The following is a 17913-nucleotide window of genomic DNA, read 5'->3' on the forward strand; positions in this document are numbered from 1 at the left end:
CTCAATCCCCTTCCGCGAGGTGGTGATTGCCCTCGATCAGCTCGTCGGCCAGTGCGAGAGCCGCCCTGTCCATCTCCCGCTTCGCGGACTGCAGGGTGCGCAACGCTGCGTGGACGTGACTGGAGTCTGCGTTCACGTATTCCTCGAACAGCTTGTCGTGGCGCGACTTCGCCTTCGCCAGCCGCTGCCCCGCCTTCGATGTCACCATGATCATTGGTCACCCTCCCCTGCCTGCCGCTGATACTCCTCCCAACTCCCGTAACGCTCCTCCATTTGCTCGCGGAATGTTGGCGGTCGCCCCTCTTTCCAGCCGCCGATTTCGCGCAGCTTGGCGATAGCTCCTCGAAAATCGCTGGACACGCTCACACCGCCCGCCCGACACGCGTCAGCCGCAAAACAGGTATTGTGCGGGCAGTCAATCTCGTGCCGACTGAATCGCAGCGCACCGCATACCTCACAGCCATGCAGACCAGCATCGCCATGCCGGGGCGGTGGCTCGAAGGTGTTATTGCTCATGCCGCCTCCTGCCTGTTGATGAACTCGAGCGCTTCGCTCAGCGCCTCGCGGACCTCCCCGTCAAACTCCTGCATCCCCAGCGCAATCGTGTGGCGCAGCCAACGGGGCTGATGAGCCAATGCCTCGGGGCTCGCATGGATGGCCTCATGGCAACTCCCTGGCCCATCGCAGACCGGCATGGCGAAACTGTCAGGTGCTTTCAGGGCCATGCCTCCCAGTTGCCAGATACCAATGACGTGGTGAGCCGAATTCGCAGGGCCTCCACAGCAGCAGCACGGCAGCGACCGCACGAACCGCAGATAACGCTCGCTGCGGAAGCGCTTGTCGTTATTCCGCGAGGCACTACGGCGCTTGTGTCTCACGGATGCCCGTTCTGTTGACGACAAGCCGCGATTCTCCCGCTTGCGGTTCATCGGGGCCTTGGCGCGGAGCGGGGTGCGGCGCTCTATCGGTCCAGTGCGTTTCATGGCTTGCCTCCGATGCTCACAACTCCACCGACTAGCCATATCTGAGAGATAATCAGCGGCGTCTCGCCATCCGTCCCTGCCGCAACCGTCAGGGCAAGCCAGCCGGCCGCCATGAGCATGCAGATTGCTGCCTTCATGCCGCCTCCCTCGCTTCCCGGTATTCATCCAGCACACGCAGCGCCGGGTCAGACCACACAACGTCATGGTCGGCACCGAAGGCGTCGATCAACGTCAACAGGTCAGCGAAGCGCTGCTTGGTCATCTTCGAGGTGCGGCCGCCGATCATGACGAATCCACCTTCGAGCCCTGGCACCACGTCCTGACGCTCCAGGGCCGCCGAGAAAATGTCCTTCCATGCCTCCTTGGGCAGGTAGCGGCCATGCCACTCGACCTGCTTGGATACGTCGGTCAGGACGGCCCACAGACGGGCATTCTGGTCCAGGCTTCGCTTGTCGCTTGGCCGGCGCAGCGCCACCTCGACCGCCCCGCCCTGGAGCGCCTTATTCACCATCTCCCACACGGCGCGCATTTTGGTGTGCACGTCGCCCAGGCCGTCGATGCGGTAGGTCAGCTCTTTACTCATGCCACAGCCTCCCATGCCGGTGGATTGACCGTCTCGAGCACGTAGACGCGCTCCAGAATGGCGTCGTGATAGGCCATGATCGTCATGGCGTCGCCGTGCCGAATGATGCTCTGCGGCCAACCAGTCATCTCGGCCTCGTACTCGGCCTCCTCAATGGCGGCCAGCGGGTCGGTGAAAATGCTCATGCGGCAAACTCCTTATCGACGATCTGAATCTTCCGTCCAATCCATTGCATGCACGGCACGGCCATGCTGTTTCCGATAGCCTTATAGCGCGGACCGTCGGCGGCGACAGGCTTGTTTCGATACGGGATCGCGGTGTGGCCGTCGGGGAATCCCTGGAGGCGTTCGCACTCGACGGGCATCAGGCGGCGGACGCGCAGCCCCTGGAAGACGGGGTTGAGAACGCCGGCCTCTTTGCCGGCTTTGGCGCCGCCGGACTTGTGCCAGTTGCTGGTCAACGTGTCGGCGGTTGATTGGCAGACGTGCGGAAACTGGTCGCTCAGGCCGCGCCCGTGATCCGCCTTGACCGTGGGGAATACTTCGCCGCTGGGCGGCGCCCCAGCCCCACGACGAAGATTGCCGGGCTGGAATGCCACAGGCTGTGCCACGTAATGCTGCTGCTGGACGCCGTGGTCAGCCGCCAGGGCTCCGGTGATCTGGCCGTCTCCGCCTACCTGGCGAACCTCGCTCCGACTGTTCTGGGCGAAGCAGACGGCCGGCATCACGCCGGCATTGGCGTGGCTGGCGGCGTAACCGCCGGCGCGCAGGGTGGGCGATAGGTCGGCCTGGGCGTCAGCGCCATAGTCCTTAGCAGTGAAGGCGATGGTCGGCACGCCCCGGCCGGTGCCGTCCTCGCTGCACCCCTTGCCGTTGTTGGCGGTGTTCAGGGCGTGGGTGATGTCGCCGGTGATGGCGCAGGCCACGCCATGTTGCTTCCCGGCCTGAAGCGTAAACATTGGATCGCCGCTCTCGCCCACGCCTATGCCGGCTCGCCTGTCATCGGTGGATTTGCCGGTTCTAGCTCCTGGCTCGAGGATTGGCACCGCAGGGCCATGTCCAGCATCGGCGGCAGTGTCTTGCCCCTGGCCTCGGCTCGGCGGAGGATTCCCCGACAGGCCTTCGCGCTCAAAAAGTACCGCTGCGGCACGTCGCCAGTCTCCAAGATGGCCGACAACGAACACACGGCGGCGTCGCTGGGCCACTCCGAAGAACTGAGCGTCAAGCACTCGGTAGCTGAACCCATACCCGAGTTTGACCAACCCCCCAAGGAAGGCACCAAAATCCCGTCCTCCGTTGCTCGACAGGACGCCGGGGACGTTCTCCCATACCACCCAGCGGGGGCGATATTGGTCAGCAATGGCAAGAAAGGTGAGCGCGAGGTTGCCACGCGGGTCATCCAGTCCTCGGCGCAGTCCGGCGACGCTAAATGACTGGCATGGGGTTCCTCCGACGAGAACATCGATAGCTGCATCGGGCCACTCCTTGAAATTAGTCATGTCGCCCAGGTTGGGGACGTCAGGCCAGTGGTGGGCGAGCACGGCTGACGGGAAGGGTTCGATCTCCGAGAAGAATTGCGGCTCCCAGCCGAGCGGCTTCCAAGCCACGCTGGCGGCTTCGATGCCGCTGCAAACGCTGCCGTACCTCATGCCGCCCCTCCCTGGATGACCAGCTCATACCGCACGCCATCCGGCTCGGCATGTTCCATGATCGTCCAGCCCAGCTCCCGCAGGCGCTCGATGGCAGCGGCAAACGCCGCGCTGTCGGCCCGGCACCCGGTGCTCATCTCGATGGCATGCGCGATCTCGTGCATGGTCAGCGGCTCGCTGTAGTAGAGCGTGCCCAGGATCTCCATCGGCAGGTCGACCTGGTGGAGTGATGTGACGTTGGTCATGCGCTGAACTCCTCTGCGTAGCGCCGCGGCGCCAGATCCTCGAATCGGGCATGACCAAGCCGCGACACTGCATGCACGGTGTCGGTCACGCCCTCGCGTTGCTTGCCGATGATGATCTCGGCCAGGCCTTTGTTGTCAGGGTTATCCGGGTTGTAGACCTCGTCCCGGTACAGAAACAGGATCGTGTCGGCTTCCTGCTCGATGGCGGACGAATCCTTGAGGTCGCCCATGTTCGGGCGCTTATTGGGCCGCTGCTCGAGGGAGCGATTGAGCTGAGAGAGCAGCATCACCGGGCAATCGAACTCTTTGGCGATAGCCTTGGCGCCGGCCACCACTTCCTCGATGCCGAGGTCATGGCGCTTGTAATTGCCCTCGACCTTCACCTTGCCCAGATAGTCGATCATCACCAGTCCGACCCGACCGTGACGGTCGTAAATTTCTTTGGCCTGAGCACGAATCTGCGAAATGGTCCGCGGCGTATCGTGGTTGATGTACAGGTCAGCGTTCTTGATCTGTGTCACCGGGTAGGCGATTCGCGCGATATGCTCGTCGATCTCATCCCAGTGGCCTCGAGGGTCGCGGAGAGCGGCAATCGGGATGTCACCTATCCCGGCCACCAGACGGTTGAAAAGTGCCGGACGCTTCATCTCCAAGCTTTCGATCAGCATCGGCGCCTGGTTGTCCAGAGCAGCGCGCAGGCTGTTCATCATGAACGCCGTCTTGCCCATCGACGGGCGACCGCCAACCACCACTAGCTCGCCGGGCTTCATGCCCATGGTTTTCTCGTCAAGGTCACGCAGGCCGTAGGGAAGGCCCATTGACTCTTCTTCCCCGGCATGGCGACGCTGGAACGGAGACAGGAACTCGTCTCCAATGTATTCAGCGGCAGTCAGCAGGCGGTGACGCGACGAACGGCGCAACGATTCCAGGCGGCCCTGCAGCTCTGTGATCAGGTCAGCCGTTGGCAAACCGCGATCAGCGATTCGCTCCTCGGCCTCCGGCAAAGTGCCGATCAGTTGTCGGCGCTGAGCCAGATCGGCGACCACCTCGGCGTAGTGCGCACCATTGCTCGCCACCGGCACAGCTCGGGCGATCTCAGCCAGGTCGGCAAAGGTGCCCACGCTATCCATCAATCCGTTGGCTTCGAGATGATCGCCCAGCGTCACCAGGTCGCATGGCTTGCCATCGCGTGACAGGTTGACGATGCCGCCCCAGACGGTCCGATGGGCTGGAGCACAGAAATCACCAGGCCGGACGATCTCAGCCAGTTCCGCCACCTGGTCGTTCTCGATCATGGCGGCGCCGATGACCGACAGTTCAGCCTCTTGGCTGTACAGCGTATTCATGAGCGCCCCCGATAAGATTCCCAGTTGAACAACACGACAGGGCTGGTCTCGCGCAGGCGGTCCACTACCCGCTCGCCGAGCCAGGATCGGAGGTCGTCGCTCATGAGGTTGGTGATGATCACCGTCGGGCGGCAGGCATCGTACCGCTGACCCAGGAGGCTGTAGGTCAGGTTCAGTTCGTTGTCCGATCCCTTGCCGACGCCGATCTCATCGATCACCAGCAGTGGGGCCGCCACCAGCTCGTCGAGGATCTGCGCTTCGGTTTCCCCGTTGCCGCTGTAGGAGGCCCGCACCCGAGAGAACAGGGCCGGCGCAGTGACGTATTGCGCCTGAACAGCCAGCGTGCGCGTCACGTAGCGGATCAGGCCCACAGCCAGATGGGTCTTACCGGTCCCCATGTTGCCCATCAATACCAGGCCGTCGCCGGTCTCGAGGTGCTCTGTCAGCCCCTTGGCGTACTCGCAAACCTGGCGGTGGGCGGCAGCCTGCTCGTCACTGTCGCTGACGTAGCCCTTGAGGGTGGCGCCTTGCATGCGCCGCGGCACGCCGGATGCTTCGAACATGGCCTGGCCGCGCATGCGACGAAGTTCGTCCGCCTGGCATGCGTCGCGTTCCGCCTGGTGCTGCTCGATAGTCTCCGCAGAGCAATCCGGGCAGCCGGTCCAGCGTTGACCGTCCAGGTTGAGCATCACGGATTCATACTCGCCGTGACGATCACACTCCGCGGGGCGCGTCTGCAGGGCGCCGAGAATGCCTTGCTCCGTCATAGCGAGAACGTCCCGTCCGACCGCGGCGTCAGGCCAGCGGAGTTGGCTTGATCCAGACCGGTGTGCTTGGGCCGGGGGCGGTGGTCTTCCATGCGATGGACGTTGGCCTTCACCGGGAAGACGCCTTTCCAGCCGTTGACGATGGTCTGCTCGATCACCGCAGCCGGATCGCTGCCGTCCTGGCGGAGCTTGTCGAGCTTGTTAATCGCCTTGGTCTTGGCCAGGTCGTTCATCGGGGCCTTGAGCTGGCGTCGGTGCTCGATCAGTTCGGCCCAGGCGTCGGCAGGAAGCCAGTCAGGCAAGGCGCTTTCTTGATCACTGGTATCCTGATCCTTGGTATCGTGATCACTGGTATCCTGATCTGTCGGAGATTTTTCCGACCCCGGATCGGATTTTTTTCCGACATCGCTCGGATTTTTTTCCGACCCACCTCGGAGATTTTTCCGACCTTGGGCCGGAAATTTTTCCGATCCGTCCTCTTTCTTGTTCCAGGCCTTGGCCTTGGCTGTCAGACGGACCAGCGTGATGGAGTTGGTGCTAGCAAGAACGATCAACCCCTTGTCCTGCAGCACCTTAAGCATCCGATAGGCGGTGTCCGGCTTATCAGTCAGCAGCGGCAGCTCCTCGACGATCTTGCTCTTGGCCAGCGCGTAGAAGACCTCGCCGTCACGGGTCACCGGGTCGGCCCAGGACGGGACGCCATAGACGAACGCGAACAGCATGGCCTGCTGTGAGTTGAGCCCCCACTCAAGGGCCCTGGACTGGTTGATAGTCACGGTGTACTGCATGGCTCAAAGCTCCAGCTCGCGGGTCACGCGGGCGATGAATTGGTCGTAGGTCTCGGTCATCACGTAACCGGCTGCTTCCTGGCCCTGACGGATCTGTTTGGCGTGTTCATACCACTGCCAGCGCACCGGCTCCGGTAGGTGCCGGAAGGACCGGTAGCTCGGCTCGGCGTCGATGATTGACGCGCTGGATAGTTGATCGCTCATGCCGCCACCTCCCCGATCCAGTAGCCGTACACGCGCGCCAGGTAGTCGATACCGGCGGACGTGACGCGGGTCTGTTCATAGGCGTGACCGTTGCGCTCGCCAGTCTTAACGACGAATCGCTCGGCGGCGTGGTGTTTTTGGTGTGGCAGCAGGCTGCCGGACTGGCGGAACAGAATCTTGTCCTCGATCATCGCCTTGATGAACGCCTTTTCCGGCAGGCCGAGAATCTTGGCGGTCTCGCGGATTGACTTGGTGTTGCCGGTCTCGACGAACCGGCCGACAAACTCCACGGCAGGCTTGGCGGCTTCAGCTTGCTCAACGGCTCGCTGCTCAGCTTCTTTGGCATCGGCCCATGCACGGGCAGCTTCAACCGGGTTGTTGAAGTCGGGCAGCGCAGTAGCCGCAGGCTGGGCGTTGCCGCTCTCCAGGTCGTACCAGCGTCGGATTACAGCGGCCCGACGCTTCACGTCATAGCCGGTGACCAGCACTTCGGTGTGGTAGCGGTCGAGCTCGAAGCACGCGAGGATGCGGCCGGAGCCATCCCGGTACTGGGCTGAAAATTCAGCCGAGTCGATTCCAAGCTGGTCGCACATGGAGCGGATGTCGGCCATCACGTTCTTGTGAAGCTTCCCGGTCAGTTCCGCGATCTCGCGGCTGCTCATGGTCGGGTTGCGGTCAGTCAGTGCTTGCATTACGCTTACCTCATCACGTTGTTGATACATGAAGCCCCGGGGTTTGGTTGGTAGCCTCCCGGGGCTTTGTCGTGTCAGTCGCCCACCACCTTGAGCGACGGCTTCACGACCCGCTGCTTGATCAGCTCGCGAGTCCCCATCAACGCCGCGATGGCGTTATCGATGTCCTTCATCACTTCCGGCGCTGCCGCTGCGTCCTGTTCATCCAGCACGCCGTCTTCCAGCAGGCCGGTATACGAGCCCATCATCTCGCCGGCCTCTCGGCTCACGGCGCCCAGGGCAGCGAAAGCACAGGCCGGTGTCTCACCGGCTTGAGGCCGGCGAACGCCCAGGAAGCCGTGGCGACGAACCAGCTCGACGCGGTTCTCGGTGTCGCCCAGCTCCTCCAGGGCCGTCATCCACGGCTCTTCCAGCCAGGCCGGGAACTCCACCGCCCCGCTCGCCCACCGCTGGACACGCTTGTTCCAGCTCATGACGGCGTGGTCGTACTCCTCGCTGACCTCGGTGAATGAGGCCAGGCATGCCATGTCCTCGGTCTTCGCCGGGCACATGGCATGCGCGAGGATGTTCAGCGTGCGGGCGAAACGCTCGAGCGATACACCGCGTTGTTCTTTCAGTTGGCCGAGGGCGTCGCGGAGCAAGGCGTCTCGGCTGGGGTGTCTGGTGCTAGACGTGGGCATCGGAATGTCCTGTCGATACGCTGTAGGTGTGGTTAGGCGGCATGGACGCCGGGGCTGAAAACCTGCGGGCACAGCTCAGCCGCCTTAAAGGCGCCGCCCGTCAGTGACTCGGCGCGCATGGCAACAACAGGAGACATCCCATGCTTTCCGCGCACCCAGTTGGAAACGGCCCCCTGGTTCACCTGAAGGGCGTCAGCAGCCTTGGCTTGGGTTCCGAAGTGAGCGACAAGACGCTCGAAGATGCTGTCCATTGCGCTTCCCTCTATGCGAATTCTCATATTGTAGGCCATGCGAAAAGACATTTGCAACGATATGAGCCCGCGCATAACAATCAGCGCATGGAATTCAAAGACCGCCTCAAGGCTGCGCGAAAGCACGCCAAACTGACGCAAGTGCAGCTCGCTCAAAAGGCGGGAGTGCATCAGTCCGTTATTTCAAACCTGGAGCAGGGAAAGCACCGGGGATCCTCTCATGTCGTGAAGATCGCCGAGGCTTGCGGCGTACGCGCCCGATGGCTGGCATCAGAAGATGGCGAGATGATTGGCCAGGAGGACGGCGGTGGCGTCGCCCAAGCGCCAAGTGAGGAGGATTACGCCCTAATCCCCCAGCTCAGCGTCTGCGGCGAGAATGGAGACGGCTACCTCAACCACCACGTCGAAGTGAAAGGCGGCCTGGCATTCAAGCGGGACTGGCTTGAGCGGGTCCACGCCAAGCCGGAGAATCTGCGCGTCATCTACGCCAAGGGCGACAGCATGGAGCCCTACATCATCGAGGGTGACGTTGTGCTGCTCGACCTCTCCCGCACCGAGCCCATCCACGGCAAGCCGTTTGCCATCCGCCGGCCTGACGACAGCATTAGCATCAAGCGCCTCATGCAGCGCGTCACCGGCGAATGGATCCTCAGCAGCGACAACCCGAACAAGGCGCTGTACATGGATGAAGAGGTGAACGACATGTCAGCGAGCCAGGTGCCGATCATCGGCATGGTGATCTGGCGCGGCGGCGCGATGGCCTGATCGGCTCGCTGTGGCTCAGGAAGCCTAGGGCGTAGAGCGCCACCTATGCCCTACGGGAACTTTTCGCTACACTGCATGTGTCATATAGCCACCACCCACCAATAAGGAGGTCTTGCGATGAGCATCAGCGCACTACAGGCCGCAAAGGTGGCGTGCGAAGCATCGGGCTGGAGTCTCACCAACCTTCAGCTCCAAAAAATCCTATACATCGCACACATGGTCTTTGCCGGTCGTCAGAACGGCGAACGACTTATCACGGGCGATGAATTCGAGGCGTGGAGCTACGGCCCTGTCTTGCCATCTGTCTACCGCTACGTCTCTGCGTTTGGCGCGCGCCCGGTAGGGAATGTCTTCCGCCGGATCGGGGACCCTGCTGACGGTGATGAGGTCAAGATCATCCGCGATGCGGTGAAGTCGCTTGGCAATACGCCGCCATTCCGCCTTGTCGAGTTCACGCATCGCCCTGGCGGCGCATGGGATAAGAACTACCACAATGGCGTGATGGGCATCCATATCCCGCATGACGACATCTGCGCCGAGTACAAAACAAGGTTCCCGGATGCCGAACGACACCCAGCCCCCGCATGATGAGTTCAACGACATCGCGAGCGAGGGTGGGGGCGAGCCTCACCCTTCCGATCACGCCAGTCAGGCGGTAGAAGATCTCTCCGAGAGGCTTCAGGCCGAACAGGACGCCCGCAAGGAGGAGCGATTCCTGTTCGTGCTCATCGGCCTGACTCTTCTCAATCTTCACACGTTCACCAGCGCAACGACCTGGACTACGCCGATTGTGATCGGGCTGCTGCAGTTGATCGGCCTTGCCATCTACGCTCGGCGGTGTGGAGTCGAAGAACTGGAGAAGCTGGTAGACAAGTTCCTCTCTGCCATGCCAGGCCGCGACAAGTAGCCCCGCCCTACTCTCCCCAACCCGCCCCAGTGGCGGGTTTTCTGTTTCTGCCCGCCTGATCCCGCCCTGAGCGGGATTTTTTGTGTCTGACTGATCCATAAAAATCATGGAGTTATGCGCTATCTCCTAAAAATATGCGAATACTCATTGACAGGTAATATGCGATTGCACATAATTCAAACCGTCACAGGGCAAAACGCCTACCCGAGCTGCCGGGAGCAAGACGCAGCGGCTCTTTAGACAACCTGGATGGTGCCCCAGACACCGAAAACCTGGGCGGTCGTCGGCAACAGCCGGCGGACGGGCACGGCCACCTCAGATCAGAGGGCACCCCTGTGGTGTGCGCGTCGGGAAACAAGATCCCCGGGGCGTAGAGCGAAAGCGAGCGAAGGTCGTGTGCAAGAAGGATTCCGCCCATTGCCGAGGCAGTGGGCATCCGCCACTCCGTTCATCGAGCGGGGTGACGGATGGCCAACAGGAGGAATCGCCATGAGTGATATCGAAACAACAGCCCGCCTCGCAGAGCTTCACGGGTTGCAAACGAAAATCCTCGCCCTGCGAGAAAAAGAAGAGGATCTGAAGCAGCGCGCCGACGACGCTCTCCTTCTCAGGGTCGAGCTTGAGCGCGCCTTGTGGAACAAGCTGGCCGACCTGAACGGCGTGGACGGCCAGCTTGAAGATGGAGAGCCAGTACCCCCTTTTACTACTCTTCACGGCCCTCAAGCTGAGTGATTCGCTGGTCTTGCCGATCAACGGCATCCGCAAGGCTCCTAATAGCCTTTGCTATTGCCTTCGGGTCGATGCGATTGCCGTGCGTGGCTCGGGACTCAATTTCTGCCGCAAGCCGTCTTGCTGCGCCAGTGCTTACTCCCGATCCGCCACCCCTGGGCTCGCCGCTGACTCTGCGCTGACCAATTCCTCGTTCCATTAGTTGATACCTCTTTCGCTACGCGATGTGTGGAAACTTCAGCGTAGCGCGAAGCGCGTCACCTGCGAAGTGGTGAGGCAGCCGGGGCAGACCGGCATGCGTATTCCCGCACAGCGGGGCGTCACGCAAGACGCTGGCCCTGAGCGTATCGGGGCCATCGGGATAGGCATCGCGACTCTGAGGTTATGCAGTCGAGCGAGCGGAAGGCCGCTCAAGGCCGGGTGCGGAGCCGGTGTCTATCCCGATGCATCCGCATCACCAGGAGAACGCCATGACGATGATCTGGCTCGCCCTCCTGGCTTGGGCAGCGGGACCGAGACCGCTGGTAATGAGAGCGACGGCGCCAACGCCTGCGGCAGCAGCGCCGACCATCGCCGACATGCCGCCCAGCCAGCAAGAGGGCAGTAGAGAAGCGCCGCACCAGCCGTGGCTCGGCACGGAGTGCGCAGCGGGCGCGATGACAGAAGTGCGCGACCACAGCGGCCCGTCCCTGAGCCGAGATCAGGGGCCACCGGAAGGCGTCCACGGACTGAGGCAAGGGTTCGTCCCTCTCGTCAGGACGGCTGGGGCGCCTTCCGATGCACAACGGACAGGAGAGAGCAATGAATTGGTTCGACAAGGCAGCAGACCAGATCGAGCAGGAGTACGAGGACGGCCACATCGACATGCACGAGATGCATGACCAGCTGGCCGATCTGAGGGCCGAGGCACAGCAGGAGGCGGAGGACGCGGCGCAGGCTGCGTACGACGACTGCATGGGGTGGTGAGCCACCTCATCCGAGAGCGGCCTTGATGACCTATCAGCGAAAACTCAGACGGGTCGGCCCGAGCGCTGAAGGCCGCTCTACGGATGACAACGGACAGGAGAGAGTGATGAAAGACACCGCTATTTCACTACTGGCGAGCGACGTTGATTGGTTCAAGGTCGCGTGCCGTATGGCTCAGATTGCGCCGTCCGGCTTTTCCATCGCCGTCATGTTGGAGGCCGGGAACGCTCCTTATGACTGGAAAGAGCAGGTCAAGATGGCAAAGACGCCAGGTGAGGCTTCCGACCTCATTCAAAAGCTGGCTGGCTGCAACCACCCGACGTTAGGCGCGTACGCACACTCCTTACGTGGCGGCCACTGATCAACAGAACATCGCGCCCTAGCGCAAGGAGAGAACGATGACTACCACAGCAGTAGATGACCAGCTTGACCCCGATCCGAATGCGCGGTCTGGCGGCTGGATCAGCGTGGAGGATCGGCTACCCAGCACAGACGAGAGCGTGCTGGTAGTCGAGACGAAAATAGGTTGCGAGCCGCTATATCGAGTTGCAGCGATTGATGACTGTGGCGACTGGGCCGAAGACCAGGAGTGCATGATCATCCACCCGAGCCACTGGATGCCGCTCCCGGCACCGCCCCACACCGCGCCCCGGGCGTAGAGGAGGAGAGATGGAAGACGAACTGACGCCAACGGAAAAGCTGGTGATCGACCAGTTCCTGGCCGGCAGTTGGTCAGCATTTCAGAGTCACTGCGTAGATCACGGCGTCGATGCCGATGAGATCGCCGAGAAGCTGAGCGACGACGACTGAGCACCACCCCGATCCGCCGGGTAAGCGCGGCCCATAGCCTCCCGGTGGGCTGAGAATACGCCGGGACGCATCAGGCATGCCGCCTGCCCCGACGGGACTACGGGGAAGCGCCAGGCGGCATAGCCGATGCGCCACCGCATCCCAATTCCCTGCATTCGCCCGCCCAGCGCGGGCGCTTTTTATTCTGCGGGCTCGCCACGGCGGGCCGCGCCCACGACATGGAGATCGCCATGGATAACATCACCCCAACAACTAAATATCAGCGCCGCATCCAGAACGATCAGCGGGCGGTAAGCCGCTACGCCCGGCGCCGAGATATTGATCGACTCCACGACGAGATGCGGCTCGAGCGAGAGCTGCGGGAGCTCGCGGGATGAGCGCCAAATACATCGCCATCGAGCCACGCGGGCGCATCAGAACGCCGCGTGTTGATCTACCGGGGTCGCCGTTCGGAAGCCGCAAGCAAGCCAAGCAGGCGGCGCAAAGAGCCGGCATCGAACAACCGCGCATCACCACTGTGACCAGGAGGGCGTATGCCAACTGACACATTCCTCCAGACCCTCACCCAGGGCGGGCACATGACCGCCATGGCGCTATTCGCCGTATGCATTGCCGTGGCCACCACCCTGGTGGTGATCGGCATCGCGATTGAGCGACGAGACACACGCAAGCAGCAGGAGCTCGACCGGAGCGTCAAGCAGGCGCGACGCCCGCTCGTCGGGCCGCACTGGTCCGACCGGCACATCGATCAACGGAGGCAGTCATGACCAACGACCAGATTCAGACGCTGGCGGACATCCAGCGCATGGCGCTCATATCCGTGCCCGGGCAAACCGGACAGCAGACACGTCACGAACTCAACACGTTCACCGACGGCGGCGCATGGAGCGCGGTCGGCGTGTACGACAGCAGCAACGCTCCGCTCTATTACTCGCGAGTCAGCATCGAGGCAGATGGCACGGAGATGCCGAAGCCTGGCGATCCCGACTCGCCCTGCACGCTCAGTGAGCAGCACACGCAGCTCGCCGAGTGGATCGCAGCGAACCGGCAGAAGGTGGCGGCATGAATACAGCAGTAAAGTTCCCGCAATTCGACCCTGACCAGCCCGATCGCGACGAGCATCGCCGGCAGGTGCAGGCGGAATACCTCAACGACTGGATCAACGGCAATCTCTACGACGACGGCGGCGTGTACAGCGGCCCGCTGGAGAAGATGGCCGAAGACGATCGGTTGGTGCAGTTGCTGACGGCGAAGGATGACGAGCAGTTGCTGCAGGTCGCCAAGATGCTGCGCGGGCAGCTTCGCCAAAGCGTCGAGACGCAGGCAGATATGGATGATGCCGCATAAAGAAGCCCACCACCTGGCGCAACAGGTGATGGGCTGTGGAGATCCGCCTACAACGAATCACGGGGAGTATAGCCCATGACTCAAGTCGCGCACCAGCAGCAAGAGGCGCCATCGCCGCTCGCTGTCTTTACCCACTCTCTCGACAAGCGCGAGGATCAGTTCAAGCAACTGCTCGACGGAACCGGTATTGACTTCTCGACCTTTCGGTCGGCTGCCTTGACCGGTGTCCAGGCCAATCCGGACCTGCTCCATGCCGATCCCGCCAGCCTCTTTGACGCACTGAGCCAGTCCTGTCGAGACGGCCTGTTGCCCGACAACCGCCAGGGCGCCCTGGTCATCCACTCCACCAATACCGCGAAACGCGAGGAGCCACCCAACTGGGTGCAGAAGGTGGCCTGGATGCCAATGATCCGCGGCCTCCTCAGCAAGATCCGTAACGCGCCCGAGGTGGCCAATGTCCACATGGATGTCGTCTACCAAGATGACACCTTCGATTACTGGGTAGACGAAGACGGACAGCACTTGAAGCACCGCCCGAAATGGGGTGGTGATCGCGGCGACGACAAGATCTCGCTCGCCTACGCCACGGTCCGGCTGAAGAGCGGCGAGGTGCAGATCGAGGTGGTGGCCCGTGCAGACCTCGAGAAAATCCAGGCCGCCAGCAAATCCGGAAGGAAGGGTTACGGCCCCTGGAAAGACTGGAAGCCGCAGATGTGCAAGAAGTCCGCCATGCACCGTCTGGCACCGAAGCTGCCGCTCCCTGATGCGGTGATGAAGGTCATCAACCGTGACGAGCAGCTCTATGACTTCGAGCAGCGCAAGGAGCAAGACGTCACGCCCCAGCAACCCCAGGTCGAGGCGCTACCCCCCTACTCCGACGAATCCTTCAAGGGAAACTTTGAGCAGTGGCGGGCCGCCATTCTGGCAGGCAAGACGTCGCCCGAGCGCGTCATTGCCAAGGTCAGCAGCCGGGCAATGCTCTCTGATGAGCAAAAGCAGCAGATCCAGAACATTACCGCGGAGGCATCAGTATGAAGATTCTCGAGGTTGTTCAAGGCACCCAGGAATGGCACGACGCCCGCGCCAACCACTTCACTGCCAGTGAGGCCCCGGCGATGGCCGGAGTCAGCAAGTATCAGACCCGCGCCGAACTGCTCAAGCAGAAATACACCGGTGTCGCCGAGGAAGTGACGGCCGCCCAGCAGAAGCTGTTCGACCGTGGCCACGCCACCGAGGCAGCGGCCCGCCCCATCGCCGAGGAGATCATCGGTCAGGAGCTCTACCCGGTCACCGGCGTCAGCGAGGAACATCCCCACCTGCTGGCCAGTCTGGATGGCTCCACGATGCTCGAAGACATCATCTTCGAGCACAAGCTTTGGAACGAGAGCCTGGTCGCCGCTGTGCAGGCCAACGACCTGCCCGAGCACTACAAGGTGCAGATGGATCAGCAGCTACTCGTCAGCGGCGCTGAGCGCTGCCTGTTCATGTGCAGTGACGGCACCCGTGAGAACGCTGTCTGGTGCTGGCATGAAGCGGATCAAGCCCGTTTCGATGCCCTGCTCGCCGGCTGGGAGCAATTCCGCGCCGACCTCGAGGCCTACCAGCCCACCGAGCAGAAGGTCACGCCCCAGGGCGAGGCGCCCGAGGCCTTGCCAGCCCTCAAGATCGACCTCACCGGCGCCGTGAAGGACAGCAACTTGCCGGACTTCAAGGCCCGCGCGCTGGCCATGATAAACGGCATCCGTACCGAGCTGACAACGGACCAGCACTTCGCCGATGCCGCCGAAACCGTCAAGTTCCTGCAGAAGGGTGAGAAGCAACTGGAGGCCAGCAAGAAAACCGCCCTAGAGCAGACCGCCAGCATCTCGGAGCTGTTCAACACCATCGACGAGCTGCGCGAGACGATGCGGAAAAAGCGGCTACATCTCGACAAGCTGGTGAAGGCAGAGAAGGAAAACCGGCGGCTCGAGATCCAGCGCAAAGCGGTCGATTCCTTTATGGACTGGCTGACTGAGCTGGGTGGCCACGTCACTCCGCACCACACCCTCGACGTTGCCGGCGCCATGAAGGGCAAGAAGACCATCGCCAGCCTGCAGGCCGCCGCAGATGATGAGGTCGCCCGGGCCAAGGTTGAATCCCAGCAGGACGCCAAACGGCTCACCGACAACCTCGCCCTCCTCGAGCAGGAGCAAGGGGAGCACGGCTTCCTGTTCGTCGATTGGCGCGAGTTGATCCAGAAACAAGCCGATGACCTGGTGGCCACCATCAAGGCACGCATCGCCGAGCACAAGGAGGCTGTGGCCAAACGAGAGGAGGCTGAACGCGAACGCATCCGCCAGGAGGAGGCAGCCAAGGCGAAGGCCGAAGCCGAGCAGCAGGCGCAGCAGGAGAAGCCCCAGGAGTCAGCGCATGTCGGCGTCGATACCGGTGCTGGCGACGACAAGACCGTCCGCCAGCCGATCGACACCAGCAAAATCACTGCTGCCGCCGACCGTGGCGCCGCCCTCAAGCCGGCCCGAGAGGTCGAGCAACCCGACACGGTGACCATCAGCCGCAAGGAGTACGACGCCCTGCTGGAGGCGCGCGCCAAGCTCGACGCCCTGGAGGCCGCCGGTGTGGACAACTGGAGCGGCTACCCCGACGCCATGGCCCAGCTCGAGGCCGCCTGACAACCACCCCAGGCCCTGCCGGGCCCGCCAGGAGATACCAATCATGTGGTTCAAGAACCTACACCTTTACCGCCTGCACGACGCCCCCGATGCCGATGCTGCAATCCTCGAGAGCTTTCTCGCCAAACAAGCCCATCGACCGCTCAGCGGCAGCGAGGCGCGGCGCATTGGCTGGTGTCCGCCCGCCGGCCGCGCCGGCACCCAGCTCTGCCACGAGCTCCAGGGCCACCGGCTGCTGACGGTCATCCGCCAGGAACGGCTCCTGCCACCGGCGGTGATCAAGGAAGAGGTCGAGGAGCGTGCCGAGGCCCAAGAAGCCGCCGAGTACCGCAAGCTGACGCGCCAGGAAAAGCTCACCCTCAAAGAGCAGGTCTACGAGGAGCTGCTACCCCGGGCCTTCGTGCGCAGCCAGAAAATCGACCTGTGGTGGGACACCCGCCGCGGACTGATCGGCATCAATACCAGCAACCGCAAGCGTGCCGAGGAAGTGCTCGACCTGCTGCGGGAGACGCTGGGCTCACTGAAAGTCACGCCGCTGGCCACCAACACCCTACCCATGCGGGCCATGACTCACTGGATGATCGACCCATCCAACCGCCCAGCTGACCTCATCGTCGGCGACCAGGTGGAGCTCAAGACCAAGGGCGACGACGGCGTGATCCGTGCCCGCCAGGTGGACTTGGACAGCGATGAAATGTTCAAGCACCTCGAGAGCGGTCGGATGGTCAGCAGGATGGCCCTGGGTATCGAAGGCCGCATGACGTTCGTACTCCACGACGACCTGGCGGTGAAATCCATCCGGTTCGACGACGCGGTGATTGATGAGGCTTCCCAGCAGGACGATGGCGACGACCCTATTGCTCGCCTTGAGGCCGACTTCTCGATCATGGCCCATGTTCTCGGCGTCACCGCCGACACATTGGTCCAGTGGCTGGGTGGCGAAGCCCAGGCTGGTGCAGACACCCCTTCAGCAGCATAGGAGGCCCCATGGCCCGAGGCGTCAACAAAGTCATCTTGGTCGGCAACGTCGGTCAAGACCCCGAGGTGCGGTTTACGCAGTCCGGGAACCCGGTCGGAAATATAAACCTGGCAACGTCCGACCAGTGGAAAGACCGGCAGACCGGCGAGAAGCAAGAGAAAACCGAGTGGCATCGGCTGATCGTATTCCGACGACTGGCCGAACTGGCCCAGCAGTACGTCCGCAAAGGCTCGAAGCTGTATATCGAGGGAAAGCTACAGACTCGCAAGTGGCAGGACCAGAGCGGCCAGGATCGCTACACCACCGAGATCCTGGTCAACGATATGCAGATGCTCAGCTCCCCGAATACCGGCCAGCAACAGGGGCAGGCGCAGCAGCAACACGGTGCGCCGGCGGGACAACCCGGCAACCCTGGAGGCGGATACCCGCAAGGTGGCGGCATGGGGCCGCCCCAGCAAGGCAGCAACGGCAGCAACTACGGAGCGCCGAACCCCGGCAGCTTCGATGACTTCGATGATGAAATTCCCTTCTGATCCAGCTTCCACCTGACACGG

31 protein-coding genes are annotated in these 17913 nt (G+C 62.5%); 17 read left to right on the forward strand and 14 right to left on the reverse strand.

What is annotated here, in order from left to right; all coding sequences use genetic code 11:
* Position 1 precedes the first annotated feature (1 nt).
* The 14 genes from RSO41_RS06000 to RSO41_RS06065 form a co-directional block, all read right to left on the reverse strand.
* Positions 2 to 214, reverse strand: coding sequence for a hypothetical protein (locus RSO41_RS06000; protein WP_315618166.1), 213 nt, complete (start codon positions 212 to 214; stop codon positions 2 to 4).
* Positions 211 to 516, reverse strand: a complete 306-nt coding sequence (locus RSO41_RS06005; protein ID WP_315618167.1) for a hypothetical protein — start codon at positions 514 to 516, stop codon at positions 211 to 213. The genes RSO41_RS06000 and RSO41_RS06005 overlap by 4 nt, the downstream gene beginning before the upstream one ends.
* On the reverse strand, positions 513 to 983 hold the full coding sequence (locus tag RSO41_RS06010) for a DUF968 domain-containing protein (RefSeq protein WP_315618168.1): 471 nt from the start codon (positions 981 to 983) through the stop codon (positions 513 to 515). The genes RSO41_RS06005 and RSO41_RS06010 overlap by 4 nt, the downstream gene beginning before the upstream one ends.
* A gap of 133 nt (positions 984 to 1116) precedes the next feature.
* Positions 1117 to 1566: a recombination protein NinB gene (locus tag RSO41_RS06015; RefSeq protein ID WP_315618169.1), complete on the reverse strand. Its 450-nt coding sequence runs from the start codon at positions 1564 to 1566 to the stop codon at positions 1117 to 1119.
* Positions 1563 to 1751, reverse strand: coding sequence for a hypothetical protein (locus RSO41_RS06020; protein ID WP_315618170.1), 189 nt, complete (start codon positions 1749 to 1751; stop codon positions 1563 to 1565). The genes RSO41_RS06015 and RSO41_RS06020 overlap by 4 nt, the downstream gene beginning before the upstream one ends.
* Positions 1748 to 3214 carry a DNA (cytosine-5-)-methyltransferase gene (gene dcm, locus RSO41_RS06025; protein ID WP_315618171.1) on the reverse strand — a complete coding sequence of 489 codons (1467 nt, stop codon included), beginning with the start codon at positions 3212 to 3214 and terminating at the stop codon, positions 1748 to 1750. The genes RSO41_RS06020 and dcm overlap by 4 nt, the downstream gene beginning before the upstream one ends.
* Positions 3211 to 3459 carry a hypothetical protein gene (locus tag RSO41_RS06030; protein WP_315618172.1) on the reverse strand — a complete coding sequence of 83 codons (249 nt, stop codon included), beginning with the start codon at positions 3457 to 3459 and terminating at the stop codon, positions 3211 to 3213. The genes dcm and RSO41_RS06030 overlap by 4 nt, the downstream gene beginning before the upstream one ends.
* Positions 3456 to 4805, reverse strand: a complete 1350-nt coding sequence (locus RSO41_RS06035) for a replicative DNA helicase (protein ID WP_315618173.1) — start codon at positions 4803 to 4805, stop codon at positions 3456 to 3458. Before RSO41_RS06035 ends, RSO41_RS06030 begins: the two co-directional genes overlap by 4 nt.
* On the reverse strand, positions 4802 to 5572 hold the full coding sequence (locus RSO41_RS06040; RefSeq protein ID WP_315618174.1) for an ATP-binding protein: 771 nt from the start codon (positions 5570 to 5572) through the stop codon (positions 4802 to 4804). The genes RSO41_RS06035 and RSO41_RS06040 overlap by 4 nt, the downstream gene beginning before the upstream one ends.
* Positions 5569 to 6360 carry a hypothetical protein gene (locus tag RSO41_RS06045; RefSeq protein ID WP_315618175.1) on the reverse strand — a complete coding sequence of 264 codons (792 nt, stop codon included), beginning with the start codon at positions 6358 to 6360 and terminating at the stop codon, positions 5569 to 5571. Before RSO41_RS06045 ends, RSO41_RS06040 begins: the two co-directional genes overlap by 4 nt.
* Before the next feature lie 3 nt (positions 6361 to 6363).
* Complete coding sequence (locus tag RSO41_RS06050; RefSeq protein WP_315618176.1) at positions 6364 to 6564, reverse strand: hypothetical protein; 201 nt, start codon at positions 6562 to 6564, stop codon at positions 6364 to 6366.
* Entirely contained in the window at positions 6561 to 7256 is a 696-nt protein-coding gene (locus RSO41_RS06055; RefSeq protein WP_315618177.1) for a phage regulatory protein/antirepressor Ant, read from the reverse strand. The genes RSO41_RS06050 and RSO41_RS06055 overlap by 4 nt, the downstream gene beginning before the upstream one ends.
* A 74-nt stretch (positions 7257 to 7330) precedes the next feature.
* Positions 7331 to 7936: a hypothetical protein gene (locus RSO41_RS06060; RefSeq protein WP_315618178.1), complete on the reverse strand. Its 606-nt coding sequence runs from the start codon at positions 7934 to 7936 to the stop codon at positions 7331 to 7333.
* A gap of 32 nt (positions 7937 to 7968) precedes the next feature.
* Positions 7969 to 8118 carry a hypothetical protein gene (locus RSO41_RS06065; protein ID WP_315618179.1) on the reverse strand — a complete coding sequence of 50 codons (150 nt, stop codon included), beginning with the start codon at positions 8116 to 8118 and terminating at the stop codon, positions 7969 to 7971.
* On the opposite strand from RSO41_RS06065, the gene RSO41_RS06070 reads away from it, so the two are divergent.
* From RSO41_RS06070 to ssb, 17 genes are all read left to right on the forward strand, one after another.
* Positions 8077 to 8952, forward strand: a complete 876-nt coding sequence (locus RSO41_RS06070) for an XRE family transcriptional regulator (protein WP_315618180.1) — start codon at positions 8077 to 8079, stop codon at positions 8950 to 8952. The two genes, RSO41_RS06065 and RSO41_RS06070, sit on opposite strands and share 42 nt — an antisense overlap.
* Before the next feature lie 117 nt (positions 8953 to 9069).
* Positions 9070 to 9540 (forward strand): Panacea domain-containing protein, encoded by a 471-nt coding sequence (locus tag RSO41_RS06075; protein WP_315618181.1) that lies wholly within the window; start codon positions 9070 to 9072, stop codon positions 9538 to 9540.
* Positions 9512 to 9859 carry a hypothetical protein gene (locus tag RSO41_RS06080; RefSeq protein WP_315618182.1) on the forward strand — a complete coding sequence of 116 codons (348 nt, stop codon included), beginning with the start codon at positions 9512 to 9514 and terminating at the stop codon, positions 9857 to 9859. The genes RSO41_RS06075 and RSO41_RS06080 overlap by 29 nt, the downstream gene beginning before the upstream one ends.
* Before the next feature lie 489 nt (positions 9860 to 10348).
* A complete protein-coding gene (locus tag RSO41_RS06085; RefSeq protein ID WP_315618183.1) occupies positions 10349 to 10591 on the forward strand; it encodes a hypothetical protein in 243 nt (80 codons plus the stop codon).
* Between the two features lie 798 nt (positions 10592 to 11389).
* The gene (locus tag RSO41_RS06090) at positions 11390 to 11554 is read left to right on the forward strand and encodes a hypothetical protein (RefSeq protein WP_315618184.1); all 165 of its coding nucleotides are present in this window, start codon (positions 11390 to 11392) and stop codon (positions 11552 to 11554) included.
* A 106-nt stretch (positions 11555 to 11660) separates the two neighbouring features.
* Complete coding sequence (locus RSO41_RS06095) at positions 11661 to 11915, forward strand: hypothetical protein (protein WP_315618185.1); 255 nt, start codon at positions 11661 to 11663, stop codon at positions 11913 to 11915.
* A gap of 37 nt (positions 11916 to 11952) precedes the next feature.
* Positions 11953 to 12213: a DUF551 domain-containing protein gene (locus tag RSO41_RS06100; protein WP_315618186.1), complete on the forward strand. Its 261-nt coding sequence runs from the start codon at positions 11953 to 11955 to the stop codon at positions 12211 to 12213.
* Between the two features lie 10 nt (positions 12214 to 12223).
* Positions 12224 to 12364, forward strand: coding sequence for a hypothetical protein (locus tag RSO41_RS06105; RefSeq protein WP_315618187.1), 141 nt, complete (start codon positions 12224 to 12226; stop codon positions 12362 to 12364).
* A 230-nt stretch (positions 12365 to 12594) separates the two neighbouring features.
* The gene (locus RSO41_RS06110; protein ID WP_315618188.1) at positions 12595 to 12741 is read left to right on the forward strand and encodes a hypothetical protein; all 147 of its coding nucleotides are present in this window, start codon (positions 12595 to 12597) and stop codon (positions 12739 to 12741) included.
* Positions 12738 to 12908, forward strand: coding sequence for a hypothetical protein (locus RSO41_RS06115; RefSeq protein ID WP_315618189.1), 171 nt, complete (start codon positions 12738 to 12740; stop codon positions 12906 to 12908). The genes RSO41_RS06110 and RSO41_RS06115 overlap by 4 nt, the downstream gene beginning before the upstream one ends.
* A complete protein-coding gene (locus tag RSO41_RS06120) occupies positions 12898 to 13131 on the forward strand; it encodes a hypothetical protein (protein WP_315618190.1) in 234 nt (77 codons plus the stop codon). Before RSO41_RS06115 ends, RSO41_RS06120 begins: the two co-directional genes overlap by 11 nt.
* Positions 13128 to 13430: a hypothetical protein gene (locus tag RSO41_RS06125; protein ID WP_315618191.1), complete on the forward strand. Its 303-nt coding sequence runs from the start codon at positions 13128 to 13130 to the stop codon at positions 13428 to 13430. Before RSO41_RS06120 ends, RSO41_RS06125 begins: the two co-directional genes overlap by 4 nt.
* Positions 13427 to 13711, forward strand: coding sequence for a hypothetical protein (locus tag RSO41_RS06130; RefSeq protein WP_315618192.1), 285 nt, complete (start codon positions 13427 to 13429; stop codon positions 13709 to 13711). Before RSO41_RS06125 ends, RSO41_RS06130 begins: the two co-directional genes overlap by 4 nt.
* A gap of 75 nt (positions 13712 to 13786) precedes the next feature.
* Positions 13787 to 14746, forward strand: a complete 960-nt coding sequence (locus RSO41_RS06135) for a recombinase RecT (RefSeq protein ID WP_315618193.1) — start codon at positions 13787 to 13789, stop codon at positions 14744 to 14746.
* Complete coding sequence (locus RSO41_RS06140) at positions 14743 to 16380, forward strand: lambda-exonuclease family protein (protein WP_315618194.1); 1638 nt, start codon at positions 14743 to 14745, stop codon at positions 16378 to 16380. Before RSO41_RS06135 ends, RSO41_RS06140 begins: the two co-directional genes overlap by 4 nt.
* A gap of 43 nt (positions 16381 to 16423) precedes the next feature.
* Positions 16424 to 17359 carry a recombination-associated protein RdgC gene (locus RSO41_RS06145; RefSeq protein WP_315618195.1) on the forward strand — a complete coding sequence of 312 codons (936 nt, stop codon included), beginning with the start codon at positions 16424 to 16426 and terminating at the stop codon, positions 17357 to 17359.
* Between the two features lie 8 nt (positions 17360 to 17367).
* Entirely contained in the window at positions 17368 to 17892 is a 525-nt protein-coding gene (gene ssb, locus RSO41_RS06150; RefSeq protein WP_315618196.1) for a single-stranded DNA-binding protein, read from the forward strand.
* Positions 17893 to 17913 lie beyond the last annotated feature (21 nt).

This window comes from Halomonas sp. I1, assembly GCF_032334135.1.
Classification (GTDB): Bacteria; Pseudomonadota; Gammaproteobacteria; order Pseudomonadales; family Halomonadaceae; genus Halomonas.